The 20441-nt window shown below is 64.3% G+C and carries 12 protein-coding genes; 3 read left to right on the top strand and 9 right to left on the bottom strand.

The window, feature by feature from the left end; all coding sequences use genetic code 11:
- Positions 1 to 16: 16 nt before the first annotated feature.
- From F1735_RS00195 to F1735_RS00180, 4 genes are read right to left on the bottom strand one after another with little or no spacing between them, the layout of a single operon-like run.
- Positions 17 to 2047: a TonB-dependent receptor gene (locus F1735_RS00195; protein ID WP_373888442.1), complete on the bottom strand. Its 2031-nt coding sequence runs from the start codon at positions 2045 to 2047 to the stop codon at positions 17 to 19.
- On the bottom strand, positions 2044 to 2529 hold the full coding sequence (locus F1735_RS00190) for a DUF6702 family protein (protein WP_167235041.1): 486 nt from the start codon (positions 2527 to 2529) through the stop codon (positions 2044 to 2046). The genes F1735_RS00195 and F1735_RS00190 overlap by 4 nt, the downstream gene beginning before the upstream one ends.
- Entirely contained in the window at positions 2526 to 4889 is a 2364-nt protein-coding gene (locus F1735_RS00185; RefSeq protein WP_167235040.1) for a M1 family metallopeptidase, read from the bottom strand. The genes F1735_RS00190 and F1735_RS00185 overlap by 4 nt, the downstream gene beginning before the upstream one ends.
- 52 nt (positions 4890 to 4941) lie before the next feature.
- Complete coding sequence (locus tag F1735_RS00180; protein WP_167235039.1) at positions 4942 to 7272, bottom strand: M1 family metallopeptidase; 2331 nt, start codon at positions 7270 to 7272, stop codon at positions 4942 to 4944.
- Between the two features lie 190 nt (positions 7273 to 7462).
- Between F1735_RS00180 and F1735_RS00175 the strand changes: the two genes are divergently transcribed.
- Entirely contained in the window at positions 7463 to 8566 is a 1104-nt protein-coding gene (locus tag F1735_RS00175; protein WP_167235038.1) for an HD-GYP domain-containing protein, read from the top strand.
- 252 nt (positions 8567 to 8818) lie between these two features.
- Here the strand turns inward: F1735_RS00175 and F1735_RS00170 are convergent, their stop codons facing one another.
- On the bottom strand, positions 8819 to 11983 hold the full coding sequence (locus F1735_RS00170; protein ID WP_167235037.1) for an error-prone DNA polymerase: 3165 nt from the start codon (positions 11981 to 11983) through the stop codon (positions 8819 to 8821).
- Positions 11984 to 12356: 373 nt separating this feature from the next.
- Between F1735_RS00170 and F1735_RS00165 the strand changes: the two genes are divergently transcribed.
- Positions 12357 to 14741, top strand: coding sequence for a TonB-dependent receptor plug domain-containing protein (locus F1735_RS00165; RefSeq protein WP_167235036.1), 2385 nt, complete (start codon positions 12357 to 12359; stop codon positions 14739 to 14741).
- Positions 14742 to 14863: 122 nt separating this feature from the next.
- On the top strand, positions 14864 to 15397 hold the full coding sequence (locus F1735_RS00160; RefSeq protein WP_167235035.1) for a hypothetical protein: 534 nt from the start codon (positions 14864 to 14866) through the stop codon (positions 15395 to 15397).
- 139 nt (positions 15398 to 15536) lie between these two features.
- Here F1735_RS00160 and F1735_RS00155 read toward each other — a convergent pair whose 3' ends face one another.
- From F1735_RS00155 to F1735_RS00140, 4 genes are all read right to left on the bottom strand, one after another.
- Complete coding sequence (locus F1735_RS00155) at positions 15537 to 16877, bottom strand: ATP-binding protein (RefSeq protein WP_167235034.1); 1341 nt, start codon at positions 16875 to 16877, stop codon at positions 15537 to 15539.
- On the bottom strand, positions 16874 to 17536 hold the full coding sequence (locus F1735_RS00150) for a response regulator (RefSeq protein WP_167227912.1): 663 nt from the start codon (positions 17534 to 17536) through the stop codon (positions 16874 to 16876). The genes F1735_RS00155 and F1735_RS00150 overlap by 4 nt, the downstream gene beginning before the upstream one ends.
- Positions 17537 to 17577: 41 nt before the next feature.
- A complete protein-coding gene (locus F1735_RS00145; protein ID WP_167235033.1) occupies positions 17578 to 19143 on the bottom strand; it encodes a DegQ family serine endoprotease in 1566 nt (521 codons plus the stop codon).
- Between the two features lie 319 nt (positions 19144 to 19462).
- Entirely contained in the window at positions 19463 to 19918 is a 456-nt protein-coding gene (locus tag F1735_RS00140) for an Hsp20 family protein (protein WP_167235032.1), read from the bottom strand.
- Positions 19919 to 20441: the final 523 nt, after the last annotated feature.

Raw genomic sequence — 20441 nt, 5'->3', positions numbered from 1 at the left:
CGTCAGGAGTAGGCACTTACCATTTTTTCACAAGCGTCAGCCGCAGCGAGCGCGCTTCGATCGGGTGGAAGTGTACGTCCGCGCGCGCGGCGGGCTCGTTTGAAAGGCGCGATTCATAATAATAGGCGATCGCCGCATCGCGCCGGTTGCTCAGGTTGAAGCCTTCGATCTCCAGCAGCAGGCCCTTGGCCAAGCGGTAGCCGATACGCCCATTCATGGTGGTGCTGCCCGAAGCGCGCACGCTGTTGTCTTCGATGAGCGCACGCGCGCCCACGTAGCGCAGGCGCAGCGCGCCCGACCAGGGACCCTGGTCGACGGTCAGCGCGAACTGGCCCACGCCTTCGACCGCGCCGGCGATGCGGTCCGCGCCCGCAACCACGCCCGCACCGCGTGCGCGGGCCTTGGCGAAAGCCAGGTCCAGGTCGAGCGAGAGCCACTTGAACGGCTTGTAATAGTTCGACAGCTCGATCCCGGTGCGGCGGCTGGCGGGGCCGGCTTCGGTGTTGCCGGCGTCGCCCACGTAGACCAGTTCCGAGGCCATGTCGAGCCGGTACAGCGACAGCGCGCTTTGCAGCTTGGGCACAAGTTCGCTGCGCACCCCCACTTCCAGAGCGCGCGTGCGCGCCAGGCCGGGAGCCGGGGCGATACGCTCGACCGTGCCGCGCGCGTCGTTGCTGTGAAAGCCGTGGCCGGCGTTGATATACCACTCGGTCTGCGCCCACGGGCCGAAGATCAGGTTCAGCGAAGGACTGAGCTGATTGTCGCGCGCGCGCGCAGCGCCGCCGCTGCCGCTGTCGCGCACATCGAAGCGGTAGCTGTCGGCGCGCAGGCCGGCCCTGCTGCGCAGCTTGTCGCTCCAGCGCACCTGGTGTTCGGCGAACAGGCCAAGGCTCGATTCGACGACGTGGTCTTCGCGCGTGGTGGAGAGGCGTTCGCGCCGGCGCGTGTTGTACAAGCCGTTGAAGATATTGTCGTTCTGGAGTTGCAGGCCGACTGTCACGTCTGCATTGATGCCGGTGCCGTGCCCATGCCAGGTGTGGGTGGCGTCGACGCCGCTGGTGACGCGCCGGTCCGGCTGGCTGAACTGGTCGCCGTTGACCGGGTCGTTGAGAAAATAGCGGAAGTTGGAGTACAGGTCGAGCTGGTTGCGGATCACGTAGGCGTTGACCTTGGACGCCTGGTCCGCGCCGGTGCGGCGCCACACGCCGGACAGGCTGTAGCGGCGCGCCTGGCCGCCGTCGCTGTCGTCAATGGCGTCGAAGCGGCCGAGGGAACCGTCATCGACGGCGCGCTGGGGAATCTGGTCGGTCGCATTCCAGCTGGCGCGGTAGGCCATGGCGCTGAGCGTGAAACCGTTGTTGGCATAGCCCTGGCTGAACCGCAGCACGGCGTTGAGCTTGCGGTAGTCGTCGGGCCGGGTGAAGGGGCCATCGTTGTGCATCGCTTCGACCGCGTACAGCAGGTTGCCGCCGCCCGCCTCGGGCGAGGCGGCCAGCAGCGCGCGCGCAAAGCCGTTCTGGCCGATGCTGGCGCTGCTGGTCGTCTGCGCCAGCCGGTTGGCGTAGGTGACCGCCGCCGCGCCGGCCGAGGCAAAGTCGCCATCGCGCGCCGAGTACGGGCCTTTGCGGTAATCCATGCGCGCGGCCAGTTCGGGAATCAGGAAATTGAGGTCGGTCCAGCCTTGGCCATGCGCGTGGCTGCGCTGGTTGACCGGCATGTCGTCCACCGTGGTGCGCAGGTCGGTGCCGTGATCGAGGTTAAAGCCGCGCAGGAAAAACTGGTTGGCCTTGCCCTCGCCGCTGTGCTGGGTCACGATCAGGCCGGGGACCGCTTCGAGCAGTTCGCCGGGGCGGTACATGGTGCGCATGTCCAGCTGCTTTTGATTGATGCTGCCAGCATTGGCCGAATCGGCGATGCCGAGCTGGCTGGCGCGCGAGCCGTCGATCAGCACGCGCTGCAAAACCAGGTCGTCGGCGCGCGCGGCGGCATGACACAACAGGAAGGAAAGGGCGATCGGGGTAAGGCGCAAAGCGCTGTGCGTGATCACGGTAAGTCGAGTTCTTTCTTGTGGCGGTCGAAGGTGAGGGTGGCGATGGCGCCGGCACGGTTGATGTTGACGGTATTGACCTGGTCCGGCAAAAAGTCGGACAAGACCTCGTCGTGTGCGCGCACGGCGGCCGCCAGCGCGGTCTTTTCCACCTCCTGGTAGATCACCACGCTCTCGACGCTGGTGCTCACGCCGACCCAGCGCAAGGGCAGGCGCGCGCGGTCGGCGTCGAGCAGGTAGAACTGCTTGTCGATGTACTTGCGCAGCACCGCTTCGTCCTGCGGGTCGGACAAGTCGAACTGGCGCTGGTACAGGTTGGCCAGCAGCGCCTCGATATCGTGCGCCATGTAGGTATGCACGACTTCGATGCTGCCGGTGCTCCGGTTGAAAGAGATATCGGTGATCCCCGCGTGGAAGCGGTGCGCCCACGCGCCCGCGCAGGCGCACGCCAGCAACGCGCCGAGCACCAGGCGACGCTTCATTGCGCGGCCTTGCTGTCTTTCGACTTCAACGGTGTCTTGAAGTCCTTCATCAGGTCATCCTTGCTGCGGTCGGTCTTGAACAGCTCCAGGCGCGAAGGCGTGATTCTCCGCGGCCAGGCGTTGTTGGACACGTCCGTATCGGCCGTTTCCCAATACGGGTCCTGGGTCAGGCCGACCATCGGTTCATCGGTGACGATCAGCTTCGTGATCTTCTTCGACGAATAGCGCCACACTTCGGCCGGAATGCGCTCGATGGTTTTTTTGCCGGACTTGAGTTCAATTTCGAGCACCAGCGGCGTCACCAGCCCGCCGATGTTGGAAAAATCGACCAGGTACAGGTGCTTGCCCTTGGCCAGCAGCGCTTTTTCCCAGTCTTCCAGGCCTTCCACGGCTTCCTGGTAGGTGTTGCGGTCCTTGTTGGTGACGGTGAAATCGTCATGCTCGTTGTAGAAGTCCTTCAGTTCCGGATGCGCGTCGACGCGGCGCGCCGTGCCCTTGTCGCGCTGGCTCGTCAGCGACACCGGCTCGGCATCCTTGCGCGCCTTTTTCCAGGCTTTTTCGATCTCCGGGTTCTTGCTGCTCACGCCGTACTCGGTGATGCCGTCCACGCTGACGTCAACCGCATCGGTGGTGTAGAACCAGCCGCGCCAGAACCAGTCCAGGTCCGTGCCGGAAGCGTCTTCCATGGTGCGGAAAAAGTCGGCCGGCGTGGGGCGCTTGAACTTCCAGCGCTGCGCGTACTCGCGAAAGGCGAAGTCGAACAGCTCGCGTCCCAGCACCGTCTCGCGCAGCACGATCAGCGAGGTGGCCGGCTTGGCGTAGGCGTTGTTGCCGCGCTGGAGAACCGACTCCGAATTGGTCATCACCGGCACCTGGTTCTTGCTGCGCATGTAGTCGACGATGGCGCGCGGGTCGCCGCGCGTGTCGGGGAAGTCTTCTTCCCAGGCGCGCTCGGACAGGTACTCCAGGAAGCTGTTCAGGCCCTCGTCCATCCAGGTCCACTGGCGCTCGTCGGAATTGACGATCATCGGGAAATAATTGTGGCCCACTTCGTGGATGATCACGCCGATCAGGCCATACTTGGTACGGCGCGAGTAGCTCAATTCGCCGGTCTTCTTGTCCTTGGTCGGACGCGGGCCGTTAAACGAAATCATCGGGTATTCCATGCCGCCCACCGGGCCGTTGACCGAAATGGCGATCGGATACGGATAGTCGAAGGCGTACTTGTTGTACTGCTCGATGGTGTGGACGATGGCCTGGGTCGAATAGCGCTCCCACAGCGGGTTGCCTTCCTTCGGGTAGAAGGACATCGCCATCACGTCGGTGTCGCCCTTCTTGTAACCCTGCGCGTCCCAGATGAACTTGCGGCTGCTGGCAAAGGCGAAATCGCGCACGTTCTTCGCCTTGTAGTGCCAGGTCTTGCTGGCGCCGGCGCGCGATTTTTCGGCCGCTTCGGCCTCCTTCTGGGTGACGATCAACACCGGCTTGCCGCTGCTGCGGGCCTGTTGCAGGCGTTCGCGCTGGGTGGCCGTCAGCACCGCGCCCGGATTTTGCAGTTCGCCCGTGCTGGCCACGATATGGTCGGCCGGAACGGTCAGCTCGATATCGTAGTCGCCGAATTCCAGCGTGAATTCGCCGTCGCCCAGGTACTGCTTGTTCTGCCAGCCGGCGGCGTCGTAGTAGGCCGCCATGCGCGGGTACCACTGCGCGACTTCGAACAGGTCGTTCTTGTCTTCCTCGAATCTTTCGTAGCCCGAGCGCCGCCCCAGCACATTCATTTCGGGGATGTTGAAGTTCCACGCCATCTGGAACGAAAAGCGCGAACCGGGCTTCATCGGCTGCGGCAAGTCGATCCGCATCATGGTCTTGTTGATCGTGTACTTGAGCGGCTGGCCGCCGCCGTCGGTCAGCGCGGTGATATTGAAGCCGCCGTCGAACGTGCGGCTATCGACGATGAAGCGCATCGCCTCGAAGCGCATGCCGTCCGCCTCGGTCCCCTTGGCCCAGGCCTCGCGCGAAGGCACGGTGGCAATGGCGCGGTTGTCCGAATCGGCCCGGAACATGTTCTGGTCCAGCTGCACCCACAGGTACGACAGCGTATCGGGCGAGTTATTGTGATACGTGACAGTGCCGGCGCCGTCGATGCGGCGCCTGGCTTCATCGAGCGTGGCGCGCAGCTTGTAGTCGGCGCGCTGCTGCCAGTAGGCGTGGCCGGGCGCGCCGGACGCGGTGCGCGTGATGCCGGGCGTGGGCAGCAACTCGTCGAGCTGGCGGAATTTGTCGTCGAAGGCCTGCGCCGCGCTGGCGGCGGCGCAGGCCAGGCAGGCCGCCAGGGCCAGGGAAAGGTGTTTGATGATCATTAGGCAGTGGTGTGATGCAAAAAAAGCGGGCACGCCATCGTGCCCGCCCTGGCTACTTGGTTTTCAGCGGCGTGTTGAAGTCTTTCATCAAGTCGTCCTTGCTGCGGTCGGTCTTGAACAGCTCCAGGCGCGATGGCGTGATCTTGCGCGGCCAGGCATTGTTGCTGTTGTCGATATCGGCCGTTTCCCAGTACGGGTCCTGGGTCAGGCCGACCATCGGTTCGTCGGTCACGATCAGCTTCGTGATCTTCTTGGACGAGTAGCGCCACACTTCGGCCGGAATGCGCTCGATGGTCTTTTTGCCGGACTTGAGTTCGATTTCGAGCACCAGCGGCGTCACCAGCCCGCCCAGGTTCGAAAAATCGACCAGGTACAGGTGCTTGCCCTTGGCCAGCAGCGCCTTTTCCCAGTCTTCCAGGCCTTCCACGGCTTCCTGGTAGGTGTTGCGGTCCTTGTTGGTGACGGTGAAGTCGTCATGCTCGTTGTAGAAGTCCTTCAGCTCCGGATGCGCGTCGACGCGGCGCGGCGTACCCTTGTCGCGCTGGCTCGTCACCGATACCGGCTCGGCCTCCTTCTGCGACTTCTTCCAGGCTTTTTCGATCTCCGGGTTCTTGCTGCTCACGCCGTATTCGGTGATGCCGTCCACGCTGACGTCAACCGCGTCGGTGGTGTAGAACCAGCCGCGCCAGAACCAGTCGAGGTCCGTGCCGGAAGCGTCTTCCATGGTGCGGAAAAAGTCCGATGGCGTTGGCCGCTTGAACTTCCAGCGCTGCGCGTATTCGCGGAAAGCGAAGTCGAACAGCTCGCGTCCCAGCACCGTTTCGCGCAGCACGTTCAGCGCCGCCGCCGGCTTGGCGTAGGCGTTGTTCCCGAACTGCAGCAGCGACTCGGAATTGGTCATGATCGGCACCTGGTCGCGCGAACGCATGTAGTCGACGATGGTGCGCGCTTCGCCGCGCGACTGCGGATAATTTTCTTCCCACGCGTTCTGCGCCAGGCCCTGGACGAAGGTGTTCAGGCCCTCGTCCATCCAGGTCCACTGGCGCTCGTCGGAATTGACGATCATCGGGAAGTAGTTGTGCCCCACCTCGTGGATGATCACCCCGATCAGGCCATACTTGGTGCGCTTGGAGTAGGTCAGTTCACCGGTCTTCTTGTCCTTGGTGGGACGCGGGCCGTTAAACGAAATCATCGGGTATTCCATGCCGCCTATCGGGCCATTGACCGAGATCGCCGCCGGGTACGGGTAGTCCAGCGAATACTTGTTGTACTGTTCAATGGTGTGGACGATGGCCTGGGTCGAATACTTTTCCCACAGCGGATTGCCTTCCTTGGGATAGTACGACATGGCCATCGTGTCGGTGCCGCCCTTCTTGTAGCCCTGCGCGTCCCAGATGAACTTGCGGCTGCTGGCGAAGGCGAAATCGCGCACGTTTTTCGCCTTGTAGTGCCAGGTGCGGGTGCCGCTGGCGCGCGATTTTTCGGCCGCCTCGGCTTCCTGCTGGGTGACGATGATCACCGGTTTGCTGCTGGTGCGGGCTTTTTGCAGGCGTTCGCGCTGGGCCGCCGTCAACACCTCGCCCGGGTTTTGCAGCTCGCCCGTGCTGGCCACGATATGGTCGGCCGGGACGGTCAGCTGGACGTCGTAGTCGCCGAATTCGAGCGTAAATTCGCCGGCGCCGAGGAACTGCTTGTGCTGCCACCCATACACGTCGTAGTAAGCGGCCATGCGCGGGAACCAGTGCGCGATTTCGAACAGGTCGTTCTTGTCGTCGAATTTTTCGTAACCGGTGCGCCCGCCCTGCACCTTGGCGTCATTGATGTTGAAGCTGAAGTCGATGTTGAACGACAGGCGCGCGCCCGGCTTCATCGGCTGCGGCAGGTCGATCCGCATCATGGTCTTGTTGATGGTGTAGCGCAGCGGCTTGCCGTCCGCGCCCTTGACCGCGCCGATGGCAAAGCCGCCATCGAAGCCGGGGTTTTCCAGGATCGAGCGCATGCCCTCGAAGCGCATGCCGTCTTCGTCGCTGCGCGCCTTGGCCCAGGCCTCGCGCGAGGCCACCGTGGCCGACATGCGCGCATCCGAATCGGGTTTGAAGATGTTCTGGTCCAGCTGCACCCACAGGTAGGACAGGGTGTCCGGCGAATTGTTGTGGTAGGTGACCGTTTCGCTCGCGCTGATGCTGCGCTTGTTTTCATCGAGGCGCGCGCGGATCGTGTAATCGGCGCGCTGCTGCCAGTAGGCGTGACCGGGAGCGCCGGCCGCATTGCGGATCGTGTTCGGCGTCGGCAGCACTTCCTCGAGCTGGCGGAACTTGTCGTCGAACGGTTCGGCGGCCGGGGCGATGCCCGCCACGACGAACAACGCAGCTAAGACCGGCATACGGATCATGTTTTCCCTGACTTTTCTCGTGAAAAAGAGGAAGTATTCTAAACGTACCGATTAGTCAATTGTTTCAGGGAATTGTAAAAAAGCTGAAACATACATGCGGGCGCACGCTATGATTGCCGGGGCCGATTGTTGCGGCCATGGTTGCGGCGACAGGGGCGCGGGGAGGCGTGGCGGAATGGACATGAATTTCAAGGCAAGCATCCTGATCGTGGATGGTGTATCCGACAACCTTGTACAGATCGAAGGGCTGCTGCAGGAGCGTTACCACGTGCGCCTGGCGCGCAATGGCGAGGACGCGTTGCGCATTGCGCAGCAGGCGCCGCGGCCAGACCTGATCGTGCTCGGCGGCGCGCTGGCCGATGCCGACAGCCTGCGCGTGTTTCACGGCTTGAAGTGCCAGGTATTGAGCAGCGAGACGCCCGTGATCATGCTCATTGCCGAAGGTGACGCGCAGCTTGAAGAGCGCGCGTGGCGCGACGGCGTGGCCGACGTGGTGCGGCTGCCCTTGTTGCCGGCGGCGCTGCTGGCGCGCGTGGCCACCCAGCTCCACATGCGCGCGGCCGACGCCATGCTGCGCGACCAGCATCGCCATTTCGAGCACCTGGTAGCCGAGCGGATGCGCGACGCCGGCTTGATGCAGGACGCCACGGTGCTGGCGATGGCGGTGCTGGCCGAATCGCGCGACCCCGGCGTGGGCCAGCATCTGCTGCGCACGCAGCGCTTCGTAACGGCGCTGGCGCGCGAGCTGCGCTTTGTGGCGGCCTACACGGCCGAACTGACCAACGAGGCGATCGCGCTGCTGCACAAGGCGGCGCTGCTGCACGACATCGGCAAGGTGGGCGTGCCCGACGCGGTCCTGCTCAAGCCGGGCAAATTGAGCGACAGCGAATTCGAGCTGATGAAACTGCACACCGTGTACGGGCGTGACGCGATTGCCGGCGTCGAACGCACGCTTGGGGGCAGCAACGGCTTTTTGCGTTACGCGCGCGAGATCGCCTACTCGCACCACGAAAAGTGGGACGGCTCGGGCTATCCGCAAGGGCTGGCGGGGGAGGCGATTGCGCTGTCGGCGCGCTTGATGGCGGTGGCCGACGTCTACGACGCCTTGACCACGGCGCGCGCGTACCGGCCGGCGTTCACGCACGAAACGGCGGTCGAGCTGATCCGCCAGGGGCGCGGCGAACATTTCGATCCGGACGTGGTGGACGCGATGCTGGCGATCGAAGAACGCTTCAAAGCCATCGCCGCCGACTTCCCGCCACACCAACCGGGGTCAGAGCTTTAACTTGCAACTTTTTTGTTGCCGCACTGATACCGCACCGGGGTCTGACCTTAATGGCGTTAAGTTAAGCGGCTTTCTGGCCACAAACCTAAAAACCGTCTTTCCCGCGCAGGCGGGAATCCATAGCACCTTCGCTCATCATAGGTGCTATAGATTCCCGCCTGCGCGGGAAAGACGGAGCTTAAGTTAACGCCATTAGGCTCTGCCCCCGGTTAAGAAATGTTTCAAGTTAAAGCTCTGACCCCGGTTGCGGGACTAGCAGAAATCACGGCTGTTGGTATCGAGCCGGCCCATCAGGTGGCTCATGTCGACCAGCCGCTTGGCCACCAGGTGCCGCACTTCCCCTTCCCGCTGCCACACCCCGTACACCCCCAGCAAACTCGCCCCCAGCACTTCGCGCCGCTGTTGTTCCACCAAACTCGGCCAGACAATCACGTTCACATTGCCCGTCTCGTCTTCGATGGTGACGAACAGGACGCCCTTGGCTGTCGCCGGACGTTGCCGCACCGTGACGATGCCGCAGGCGCGCGCCAGTTGTCCCTGCTTGAACCCGTTCAGTTGCGACGCCGGTAAAAAACGCTGCGCGAGCAGGCGCGCGCGCAGCAGCGCCAGCGGGTGCCGTCCCAGGGTCAAGCCTTGCGCGCGGTAGTCGCCGACAATGTCTTCGCCTTCGCCCGGGGCCTCCAGCAGGGGCACCTCTTCCCGCGGCGTGGTGGGGCGCAGCAAGTCCTTGTCGGGCACCGCGCCCAGCGCTTGCCACAAGGCCTGGCGCCGGTTGCCGGACAAGCCGGCCAGCGCATTGGCGCCGGCCAGCACCTGCAAGTCATGCCGGTCCAGCGCGGCCCTGCGCGCGAGGTCGGCCACGCTCTCGAACGCCTTGACGGCGCGCGCTTCCTCGATCCGCGCCGCCGCCTCGGGCCGCATGCCGCGCTGCAGCGACAAGCCGAGCCGCACCGCGGGCTGGCTGCCCTCCCCCAGCTCCAGGCTGCAATCCCAGCCGCTGATAGCCACGTCCACCGCGCGCACCTCGATGCCGTGGCGGCGCGCGTCCTGCACCAGTTGCGAGGGGCTGTAGAAACCCATCGGCTGGCTGTTGAGCAAGGCGCACAAGAAGGCGGCCGGTTCGTGGCACTTGAGCCAGGAACTGGCGTAGGCGAGCAGCGCGAAACTGGCGGCGTGCGATTCGGGAAAACCGTATTCGCCGAAGCCCTTGATCTGCTTGAAGATCGATTCGGCAAAGTCGAGCGTGTAGCCGCGCTCCAGCATGCCGTTGACGATCTTGCCGTAGTATTTTTCCAGCCCGCCCTTGCGCTTCCAGGCGGCCATCGCGCGCCGCAGCTGGTCGGCCTCGCCCGCCGTAAAGCCGGCCGCGATCATGGCCACCTGCATCACCTGTTCCTGGAAGATCGGCACGCCCAGGGTGCGTTCCAGCGCCACCTTCAATTCTTCCTTGGGATAGTCGGGCTTTTCCAGCCCCTGGCGCCGGCGCAGGTAGGGATGGACCATGCCGCCCTGGATCGGCCCCGGCCGCACCACCGCCACTTCGATCACCAGATCGTAAAAGGTGCGCGGCAGCATGCGCGGGAGCATGCTCATCTGCGCGCGCGATTCGATCTGGAACACGCCCACCGTGTCGGCCGCGCAAATCATGTCGTAGGTCGCGCGGTCCTCGGCCGGAATGTCTTGCAGGGAAAACACCGTGCCGCGCAGCTCGCCCACCAGCTCGAGCGCGCGCCGCAGCGCCGTGAGCATGCCGAGCGCCAGTACATCGACTTTCAGCAAGCCCAGTTCTTCCAGGTCGTCCTTGTCCCACTGGATCACGCTGCGCTCCGCCATGCTGGCGTTTTCGATCGGCACCAGGCGCGAGAGCTTGCCGGCGGCGATGACAAAACCGCCCGGGTGCTGCGACAGGTGGCGCGGAAAACCAAGCAGGCGCTGGGCCAGGGTGGCCCATTGCTGGGCCAGCGGGGAATCCGGGTCGAGCCCGCATTCGGCCAGGCGCTTGACCAGGTCGTCCTTGCTGTCGAACCAATGGTGCGTCCTGGCGACTTTGTCGACGATGGCCAGGTCGACCCCGAGCGCCTTGCCGCTGTCGCGCAGGGCGCTCTTGGGACGGTAGCTGATCACCACGGCGGCCAGGGCGGCGCGCGCGCGCCCGTATTTGTTGTAGATGTACTGGATCACTTCTTCGCGCCGCTGGTGTTCGAAGTCGACGTCGATGTCGGGCGGCTCGTCGCGCTCCTTGGAAATGAAGCGCCCGAACAGCAGATTGCCGCGCGCGGGGTCGACTTCGGTAATCCCCAGGCAGTAGCAGACGGCCGAGTTGGCGGCCGAACCGCGTCCCTGGCACAAAATCCCGATCGAGCGCGCATGGCGCACGATGTCGTACACGGTCAAAAAATAGGGTTCGTAGCGCAGTTCGCCGATCAGCCCGAGCTCGGTTTCGAGCTGTTCCTGCACCTTGGCCGGTATGCCGAGCGGAAAGCGGTGGTGCGCGCCGATATAGGTTTCGGCGCGCAGGTAGCCCGCTGCCGTTTGGCCGGGCGGCACCAGTTCGTCCGGGTATTCGTAGCGCAGCTGGTCGAGCGAAAACGTACACAGGCGCGCGATGCGCAGCGTTTCGGCCAGCGCCTCGGGGCTGTACAGGTTGGCCAGGCGCAGGCGCGCGCGCAGGTGCTGTTCGGCGTTTTGCGCCAGTTCGTAACCGCACTCGGCCACGGGCGTGTTGAGGCGGATCGCGCACAGGGTGTCGTGCAGCGGCTTGCGCGAGCGCACGTGCATGCAGACGTGGCCCAGCGCCACCACGGCCAGGCCGTGCTGCCAGGCCACTTCGTCGACCGTGGCGCGGTGCGCTTCGTCAAACGCGCGGTGCAGCAGGTTCAGGCCCAGCCAGGCGCGGCCGGGAAAGGTGGCGCCGATCCAGGCGGCCTGGGTGTGCAGGCGGTCGAGGTCGGCCGCGTCATGGCCGGGATAGGCGGGCAGCAAAATCGCCAGGCAGTCGGGCATGCCGGCCAGGTGGGCGTAGGCGGCGGCGGGCGCGGCCAGGTCGGCCGGCGTGAGCAGGTAGGTCCCCTTGGCCGTGCGCGTGCGCGCCAGGGTGATCAGCTCGGCCAGGTTGCCATAGCCGTTGCGGTTCTGCGCCAGCAGGATCAGCGACAGGGCCGCGCCGCCATCGTCATGGCACAGGTGGAAATGGGCGCCGATGATCAGGGGCAGCGCCGCCTTCTTGGCTTCGGCATGGGCCCGCACCACTCCCGCCAAGGAACATTCGTCGGTAATGGCCAGCGCCGCGTACCCGAGCTGGACGGCGCGGGCCACCAGTTCTTCGGCGTGGGAAGCGCCATGCAGGAAGGAAAAGTTGGTCAAACAATACAACTCGGCGTAATCGGGGAGGCTGGGGACGGGCGCGGCGCTACTCATGGGAAAATATTACAATCAAATGTTTGAGAGAAAATACTGTATGAAAACACAGTATACCTTCGGGCATTTTCTTGCCAATTGGGAATAACTATGCCGGTGCATCGGCTGCGCCGTGTTGGTGCATGACCCGCGCACGGCCATCGGGCCGGGCCGGGCCGGGCCGCGCCGGGCCACCACCCGGGACCGCACCATCGCGGTGCGCACCAAGGTGTGGCGGCCTGGGTCGCGGGCGCTGCGGCGCCGGCCGGCGAAGCGGCAGCGGCCGCTCACGGCGATTGACAACGTTGTCATTGCGCCACACCGCGCTGGACGTGGGGCATGGAAATTGCATTAGAATCAATCTCCTTCCAATAAAAACCCCGGAGACCGTCGCGTGTTCACCACCACCCCTTTACGTAGGTCCGTCTTGCTCGCTTTGTACGGCAGTGCCGCTCTCGCCTTGGTCGCCCCCGCCAGCTTCGCCCAGTCGGGCCAGCAAGCCACCAAGGAAGAGGTCATCCCCAGCGTCAGCGTGGTTGGCTCACGCCGCGTCTCGGCCACTTCCGCCACCGATACGGCGGTCCCGGTCGACCTGATTCCCATGACCCGCCTGGCCGAGCAGGGCGGCCAGTTCGACCTGGCCCAGACCCTGACCTATATCTCGCCTTCGTTCAATTCCACACGCCAGAGCGGGGCCGACGGTGCCGACCTGGTCGACTCGGCCGCCCTGCGCGGCCTGGGCTCGGATCAAACCCTGGTGTTGATGAACGGCAAGCGCCGGCACAGCACCTCGCTGGTGAACATTTTCGGCGCGCGCAACCGCGGCAATACCGGCACCGACATGAATGCGATTCCGCTCTTGGCGGTGAAGAACATCCAGGTGCTGCGCGATGGCGCCGCCGCCCAGTACGGCTCGGATGCGATCGCCGGCGTCATCAATATCGAACTGAAAAAATCGCTCGGCTGCGAGAGCGTGCTCGGCGCGGGCCAGTATTCGGCCGGCGACGGCGAGAACTACCTGGCCTCGGCCTATTGCGGCGTGGCCGTGGCCGGCGGCGCGGTCGGCATCACCGCTGAATATCTGGACCGTGGCCGCTCGAACCGGGCCGACGCGGGCAGCCTGCGCACCATCGGCGACAGCAAGGTGCAAAACCAGACCTTGTACCTGAACGGCGAGATCCCGATGGTCGACGGCAAGCTGTATTTCACGGCCGGCACCCAGAAGCGCGATGCCTCCTCGGCCGCGTTCGGCCGCGGTCCGGACCAGATTCCGGTACGTAATGCGCAAGCCATGTATCCGAACGGGTTTGCGCCGTACATCAATGCCGACATCGACGACCATTACGGCACGGTCGGCTATCGCGCCAAGCTGGGCGAGTGGAATGCGGACTTTTCGCAGACCTACGGCTACAACAAGATGCTTTACAACATCAGCAATACGCTCAATGCCTCGATCGCCAACGCCGACCTGCTCAAGGGCGGCAAGGGTGTGTCGGCCTCGCAATTCGACGCCGGCGGTTTTGCCGCCATGCAGCTGACCACGAATGCGGACGCCAGCCGTTTCTTTCCGAACATCTTAAGCGGCCTGAACCTGGCCTTCGGCGCCGAGTTCCGCAAGGAAAACTACAAAATCTTCGCCGGCGAAGCGGGATCGTACAACGATGTCGATGGCCCCGGCTTCGGCGGCGACCCTGGCAGCCAGGGTTTCCCGGGCTTTCGCCCGGGCGACGCGACCGACAACAGCCGCCATAGCGTGGCGGCCTACATCGATGTCGAGACCGACGTCACCGAGCGCCTGAAAGTGCTGTCGGCCGTGCGTTACGAGAAGTTCAGCGACTTCGGCAACAGCGTGACCGGCAAGCTGGCCGCGGCCTACAAGATCAGCGATGCGATCCTGCTGCGCGGTTCGGCCAGCACGGGTTTCCGCGCGCCGTCGCTGCAGCAAGCGTTCTTTTCGTCGACGTTCACCGAGTTCGTCAACGGCAATCCGGTCGATTCGGTGTTCGCGCCGAACGGCGGCAATGTGGCCAATGCGATCGGCATTCCGAAGTTGAAGGAAGAAGAGTCGGTCAGCTTCACCCTGGGCGGCACCTGGACGCCGACCCCGACCACCTCGGTCACGGCCGACCTGTACCGCATCGCGATCGACGACCGCATCGTGTTTTCGGGCCGTTTCGACGCCAGCAACTACGCGCCCATCGTGCCGCTGCTGAGCACCCTGGGCGTGGGCGCGGCCCAGTTCTTCGTCAATTCGCTCGATACCAAGACGCAAGGCCTGGACCTGACGGTGTCGAACCGCAGCGAGGTCGCCGGCGGCAAGCTCAATACCTTCCTGGCCATGAACATCAGCAAGACCGAAGTGACCGGGGTGAATGCGCCGGCCGCGTTCAAGGGCTATGAAGACGTGCTGCTGTCCCAGCGCGAGCGCCTGTTCCTGGAACAGGGTGGACCGCGGCGCAAGGCGACTTTGGGCTTCGAATACGCGCTGGGCAAGATCGGCACCGACTTCAAGGTGATCCATTTCGGCAAGCAAACCCTGGGAACCTGGTCCGGCGCGCCCACCCCGAACCAGGTGTACAAGCCAAAAACCTCGGCCGACCTGAGTTTTACGTATAATTTCAGCGACAAGACCAAGCTGACCGTGGGCGGCGCGAATATTTTCAATGTCAAGCCGACCGAGCAGGATCCGGACCAGACCGACAACGGCTTCAAGTATGAGTCGGTGCAGTTCGGCATGAACGGCGCATCGTATTTCGCCCGCCTGTGGCATAAGTTTTAAGCGAAGCGGACGCCAGCTGGTAGGGGCAGGCCGGGTCGCGTAGACCTGGCCTGCCCTTTTGCATTATTGTGTCGGCTGGCCCGGTGACGGGCAGCCCTGTGACTGTTGAAAAAGGATGAAGAATGAAACCAATTTACGCGCTGACAATGGCCGCACTGCTGGCCGGCGCGCCGTTGACGCAGGCAGCGCCCGCCGCCGCACCCGCCGCTACGGTGGCCACGCCCGATGCCGCCCGGGTCCAGGCGGTGCAAGCCATGCTCGAAGCCATGCAGTCGGAAAAAATGATGCGCTCGGTGGCCGGTGCGAGCCGCTATGTCAATGAAGGACAGCGCGCCAGCGTGTTCGCCAAGCTCGACAAGGTGGCGCCGCAGGAAATTTACAAGCGCCTGGCGCTGCCGGTGGCGCGCGTGATCGGGGTCGAGGCGGCCAATGAGCTGAGCGCGTTTTATGCGTCCGATTATGGCAAGCGTTTGTTGCAGCAGACCTATAACAGCCGGGCCAGCATGTTCCCGCCGGAACCGCCGGTGCCGAACGCGGCTGAGAAGAAGATGCTCAAGAAGCCCGCCCTGGTGCAGGCGCGCAAGGAACTGGCGTCCGCCGATGCGACGATCCGGCATGAGGCGTTTGCGCTGTTGCAGGCGATTATCAAGAAGTAGGCTGGGGCGGCACCGCTTTACTCCGGCAATACCGGGGGCGGGCCCCCAACTTCACCAACTTCGGTAACACCGGGGTCAGACCCCCAACTGAAAAACCGGGGTCTGACCCCTATCGATTCGGGGTCTGCCCCCAAGCGGTCTAAGCGTCGGCTTTGCTTGTCGCAGGGAAGTCGATGCGCACGCTTAGACCACCCAGCTTGGCCGATTCGCCCAGGCTTAACTTGGCGCCGTGCCGCTCGGCGATCGCCTTGATGATCGCCAGCCCCAGCCCGCTGCCGCTGGCCTCGCTGCCGGCGATGCGGTAGAAACGGTTGAATACCCGCTCCCTTTCTTCCGCCGGTATGCCCGGCCCGCTATCCTCCACCACCAGCGCCGCGCCCTTGCCTTCCCCCGTCACGCTCAGGTCCACCGTGCCGCCGGCCGGGGTGTATTTCAAGGCGTTGTCGATCAGGTTGCGCAGCATGATCATCAGGGCGTCCGGCTGGCCCGTCACCTGCACCGGGTCGGCGCACGCAAGGCCCAGGTCGATGCCGCGCGCCTGCGCCGCGCCCGCCAGGTCGGCCAGCGCCCGCTTGGCCAGGTCGGCCAGCTCGACCGGCTGGGTTTTCACTCCGCCCGCCGCGCTCGCTTCCTGGCGCGCCAGCACCAGCAATTGCTCCACCAGCCTGGTGGCGCGCTCGATGCCGGCCGTCAGCCGTCCCACCGCCACCCCGCGCGCTTCCGGGCTGTCGGCCCGCTCCAGGCTCAGCACCTGCAGTTTCAGCGCTTGCAGCGGCGTGCGCAGTTCATGCGCGGCGTCGGCCACGAAATGCTGCTGGGCGTCGAAGGCGGTCTTCACCCTGCCGAACAAGAGATTCAATTCCTGCACCAGCGGTAATACTTCGTCAGGCAAGTCCGCTTCCGACACGGGCGAGAGGTCGTCGGCCTGGCGCGCCGCCACCTGGGTGCGCACGCGCGAGACCGGTTGCAGCGAGCCGCTCACGACCCACCACACGACCAGCATCAGGATCGGCATCATCACCGCAATCGGGCCGACCGTGCGCAAGGCCAGGTTGCCGGCCATATTGCGCCGCACCGCCATGTCCTGGGCGATCTGCAGGGTCTGGGTGCTGCTTTGCACCGAGAACACGCGGTAGGTGGTGTTGTTGGCCTTGATGTTGGAAAAGCCCAGCACCGCGTGCTGCGGCAGGGTGGTGCGCGAGACGGTGCGGAACACGCGCACCCCGTCCGGGGTCCAGACCTGCACCATCAATTCGTTGTTTTCAGCGTCCGCCTCCACGCTCGCGGCCGTGTCGGTGTTAGAGAGCGGCGCGCTGGAACGCAGCGACAGCGCCATTTGTTGCATGTGATAATCGAAAATCTGGTCGGCGTCGGACAGCGCCGTGCGATAGGCGATCGACGCTTGCGCCACGGCGGCGATACTGATGGCCGCGAGCAAAAACCACAACAGACGGCCGCGCAGCGAGTGCGCCAGGTTCATAGTTTGGGCACCATGTAGCCGACCCCGCGCACGTTCTGGATCAGATCGCTGCCGAGTTTCTTGCGCAAGCCGTGGATATACACTTCCACCGCATTGCTGCTCACTTCATCGCGCCAGCTGTAGAGCTTTTCTTCCAGCTGGGCGCGCGAGAGCACCACGCCGGGACGGGCGATCAAGGCTTCGAGCACGGCCCATTCGCGCGCCGACAGGGTGACCGGCACGCCGTCGACCTGCACTTCGCGGGTGGCCGGATTGATGCTGATGGCCTTGTATTCGAAGATCGGTTCGCCGCGCCCGGCGGCGCGCCGCAGCAAGGCGCGGATGCGCGCCAGCAGCTCGTCGAGGTCGTAGGGTTTGAGGACGTAATCGTCGGCCCCCGCGTCGAGCCCGGCGATGCGCTGCTCGACCGCGTCGCGCGCGGTCGCCACCAGCACCGGGGTGCGGTCCTTGCGCGTGCGCATGGCGCGCAGCACTTCCAGGCCATCCTTGCGCGGCAAGCCCAGGTCGAGCAAGACCAGGTCGTAGCTTTGCGACTGGCGCAGGGCCGTGTCGGCCATTTCGCCATCCTTGACCCAATCGACTGCGTAGTGCTCGGCCCTGAGCAGGTCGAGCACCACTTCGCCGATCATCGTATCGTCTTCCACCAGCAGCAAGCGCATCACATCCTACTTTCTCGTACCCTGCGGGCGGAAGGGCAGGATTACCCGATCCGCACCGGAATGAAGATTCTGTCATTACCGCGCTGAATCAGCAAGGCCACCGACTTGCTGGCCTTGCCCACCACATCGCGCACCTGCTCGACCGAATTGACAGGACGGCCATTGACGGACAGTAAAACGTCACCCGGCTGGACCCCGGCGGTGGACGCCGCCCCGGCCGCATCCTCGATCACCAGGCCCGCGCTAATGCCCGACTGGCGCTTCTCGTTGGGGGCGAGCGGACGCAGGGCCAGGCCCAGTTTCGCACTCTGGTCGGCGCCGGCGGCCGGCTCGCGCTCGTCCTGCGCCACCGTGTCGCTGGCGTTGGCCAGGCGCGCATCGATACGCACGATCTTGCCGTCGCGCCAGACGTCGAGACTGACCTTGTCGCCCGGCTGGGCCACGCTGAGCATGGCCGGCAAGTCGCCCGAGGCCACGATCGGCTGGCCGTTCAGCTTGCGGACGACATCGCCCGACTTGAGGCCCGCCTTGTCGGCCGCGCCGCCTTTTTCCACATTCGACACCAGCGCGCCCTCGGGCGAGTCGAGCTTGAAGGAATCGGCGAAGCCCTGGTTCACTTCCTGGATCGTCACGCCGAGCTTGGCATGCTGCACCTTGCCGGTGGTCACGATCTGGTCCTTGATGCGGTAAGCCACATCGATCGGGATGGCGAACGACAAGCCCATGTAGCCGCCGGTCTGGCTGTAGATCTGCGAATTGATGCCGATCACTTCGCCCTTGGTATTGAACAGCGGGCCGCCCGAGTTGCCGGGATTGACCGCCACATCGGTCTGGATGAACGGCACCTGGCTGTCGTCGGGCAGCGAGCGGCCCTTGGCGCTGACCACGCCAGCCGTGACCGTGCTTTCCAGTCCGAACGGCGAGCCGATCGCCAGCACCCATTCACCGACCTTGAGGTCGTTCGATTTGCCGATTGGCACCACCGGCAGGTTCTTGGCGTCAATCTTGAGCACCGCCACATCGGTCTTGGGGTCGGAGCCGAGGACCCTGGCGCGGAATTCGCGCCGGTCGTTGAGCTTGACCGTGACTTCCTTGGCGTCGCGCACCACGTGCGCGTTGGTCAGGATGACACCGTCCGGGCTGATAATGAACCCGGAACCGGCGCCAAAAACGGGCGTGTCGCGTTGTTGTCCACGGGGCATTTGCGGCCCCTGGAAGCGACGGAAAAATTCGAAAAACGGGTCGTCCTCGTCGAACTGCGGAGGCACGCCGCGGCCGCGCTGCTGGCCCATGGCCGTCTTGGTGCTGCCCATGACGCGGATATTGACGACGGCCGGGCCGTTGCGCGAGACGATCTGGGTGAAGTCGGGCAGCACCACGCCAGCGGCCAGCGGCGCGGGAGCGCCTGGATTGACGGGGGTGGCCGATGGCGCTGCCGATGGCGCGGCGGAGGGTGTCTGCGCGGCGAGCGCAACAGGAGCGGAGGCGACTGCGTTGTTATGGTTGACCGCGATCGCACCAACCGCTCCGCCAATGGCGCCCGCGGCGGCAAGGGCTAGCGTGAGACGCTTAGCGGTGATGACAGTGATGGCACCTTCGTTATGCATGGACGTACTCCTGGTTTGAAAGGATATGTTCGGTAATGAACGCTGGTTATTGTTTGCTGTGTTGCTGTGTTGCTGTGTTGCTGTGCTTCTTGTTTGCTGCTTGTTTGCTTCTTTGGTTTTGCGGCATCGTGGCCACTTGACGCCTGGCCGATGGTGGAATGATGCGGCATCAGACTTAGGGTTGTCTTAATGGCCTTGCCGGCGGTAACGACAAGCCGGCCAGCACGTGGAACGGGGCGCCCCTTGCTGCGGGCGCCCCGGTGTTTTAGCTCAGCTCGCTATCTCAGCTTGCTGCGGATCGCGTGCCGGCTGGTCCTGCTCAGGCAGCCTGGCGCTGCTCGAGCGCCTGCACGTTCTCGCCACCGTCGATGACGATGCGGCGCGGCTTGAGCGCCTCGGGCACTTCACGCACCAGTTCGATGGTCAGCATGCCGTTGTCGAACGAGGCCGTGGTGACCTTGACATGGTTCGCCAGCTGGAAGCGCTGCTCGAAATCACGTGCCGCAATGCCGCGGTGCAGGTAGGTGCGCTGGGTGTCCTCTTTCTGCTTGCGACCGCTGATGTGCAGGCTGTCGCGCTCGGTGATGATGTCCACTTCCGACCGGTCGAAGCCGGCCAGCGCCATCACGATGCGGTACTTGTCTTCGCTGACCAGTTCGATGTTGTACGGTGGATAGCTGGGCTGCGCTTCAGTGCGCTGCGATTCCAGCAGGTTGGCCAGGCGGTCGAAGCCGATAGCGGAACGATAGAGAGGAGCAAGGTCGAATGTACGCATGATAAGTATCCTTTTAGAAGTTAAGCGATAAGTTGACGGACCTCCGTGGAGCATCCGTTGAATCCAATCTAAAGGCGACACCAAGGGTTTTCAAGGCCTTGAAAAACACGATTTTTTGCCCAATGCACCAAAAAATATTTTGAAAAAAATTGGCTGGAGCAAAGACAATTCAGCGACAGCTCGGTGCCGTGAAGCGGCGCAGGCGCGGGCGGCTGGCGGGCGGCGCGCTCGATGCGGCTGCGCAAGGCCGACGCGCGCACCCAGCCTGCGTCACCCGGGCGTCGAATCACCCGGGGACCTCGAAAAACCTACTGCGCGGCGTCATTGTCGCCCGGCGATGCTCACCGTACATTCGTACGGCTGCGCTTCTCGGACGACACTGACGCCGCTCGCTACGGTTTTTCGAGGCCCCCACCCGTTCGCGCCACGCGTTGCGCCCCTCGCCCGCGATGCCGCATGCGCCGGAACGCGATTCCTTTCCTGGCAGACGCACCAGGCACCGGATCTGCAACGCTTTTCGGTA

Origin of the sequence: Massilia genomosp. 1 (assembly GCF_011682185.1) — a bacterium.
Classification (GTDB): Bacteria; Pseudomonadota; Gammaproteobacteria; order Burkholderiales; family Burkholderiaceae_D; genus Telluria_A; species Telluria_A rubra.
Note: the sequence above shows the minus strand (reverse complement) of the source record. Positions and strands in the feature narration are given on the sequence as shown.

Bases quoted from the DNA above. Each gene is read 5' to 3' on its own strand.
- F1735_RS00175 (WP_167235038.1), top strand. From the start codon at position 7,463: ATGAATTTCAAGGCAAGCATCCTGATCGTGGATGGTGTATCCGACAAC.
- F1735_RS00160 (WP_167235035.1), top strand. From the start codon at position 14,864: ATGAAACCAATTTACGCGCTGACAATGGCCGCACTGCTGGCCGGCGCG.
- F1735_RS00140 (WP_167235032.1), bottom strand. From the start codon at position 19,918: ATGCGTACATTCGACCTTGCTCCTCTCTATCGTTCCGCTATCGGCTTC.
- F1735_RS00145 (WP_167235033.1), bottom strand. From the start codon at position 19,143: ATGCATAACGAAGGTGCCATCACTGTCATCACCGCTAAGCGTCTCACG.
- F1735_RS00170 (WP_167235037.1), bottom strand. From the start codon at position 11,983: ATGAGTAGCGCCGCGCCCGTCCCCAGCCTCCCCGATTACGCCGAGTTG.
- F1735_RS00180 (WP_167235039.1), bottom strand. From the start codon at position 7,272: ATGCCGGTCTTAGCTGCGTTGTTCGTCGTGGCGGGCATCGCCCCGGCC.
- F1735_RS00155 (WP_167235034.1), bottom strand. From the start codon at position 16,877: ATGAACCTGGCGCACTCGCTGCGCGGCCGTCTGTTGTGGTTTTTGCTC.
- F1735_RS00185 (WP_167235040.1), bottom strand. From the start codon at position 4,889: ATGATCATCAAACACCTTTCCCTGGCCCTGGCGGCCTGCCTGGCCTGC.
- F1735_RS00150 (WP_167227912.1), bottom strand. From the start codon at position 17,536: ATGCGCTTGCTGCTGGTGGAAGACGATACGATGATCGGCGAAGTGGTG.
- F1735_RS00190 (WP_167235041.1), bottom strand. From the start codon at position 2,529: ATGAAGCGTCGCCTGGTGCTCGGCGCGTTGCTGGCGTGCGCCTGCGCG.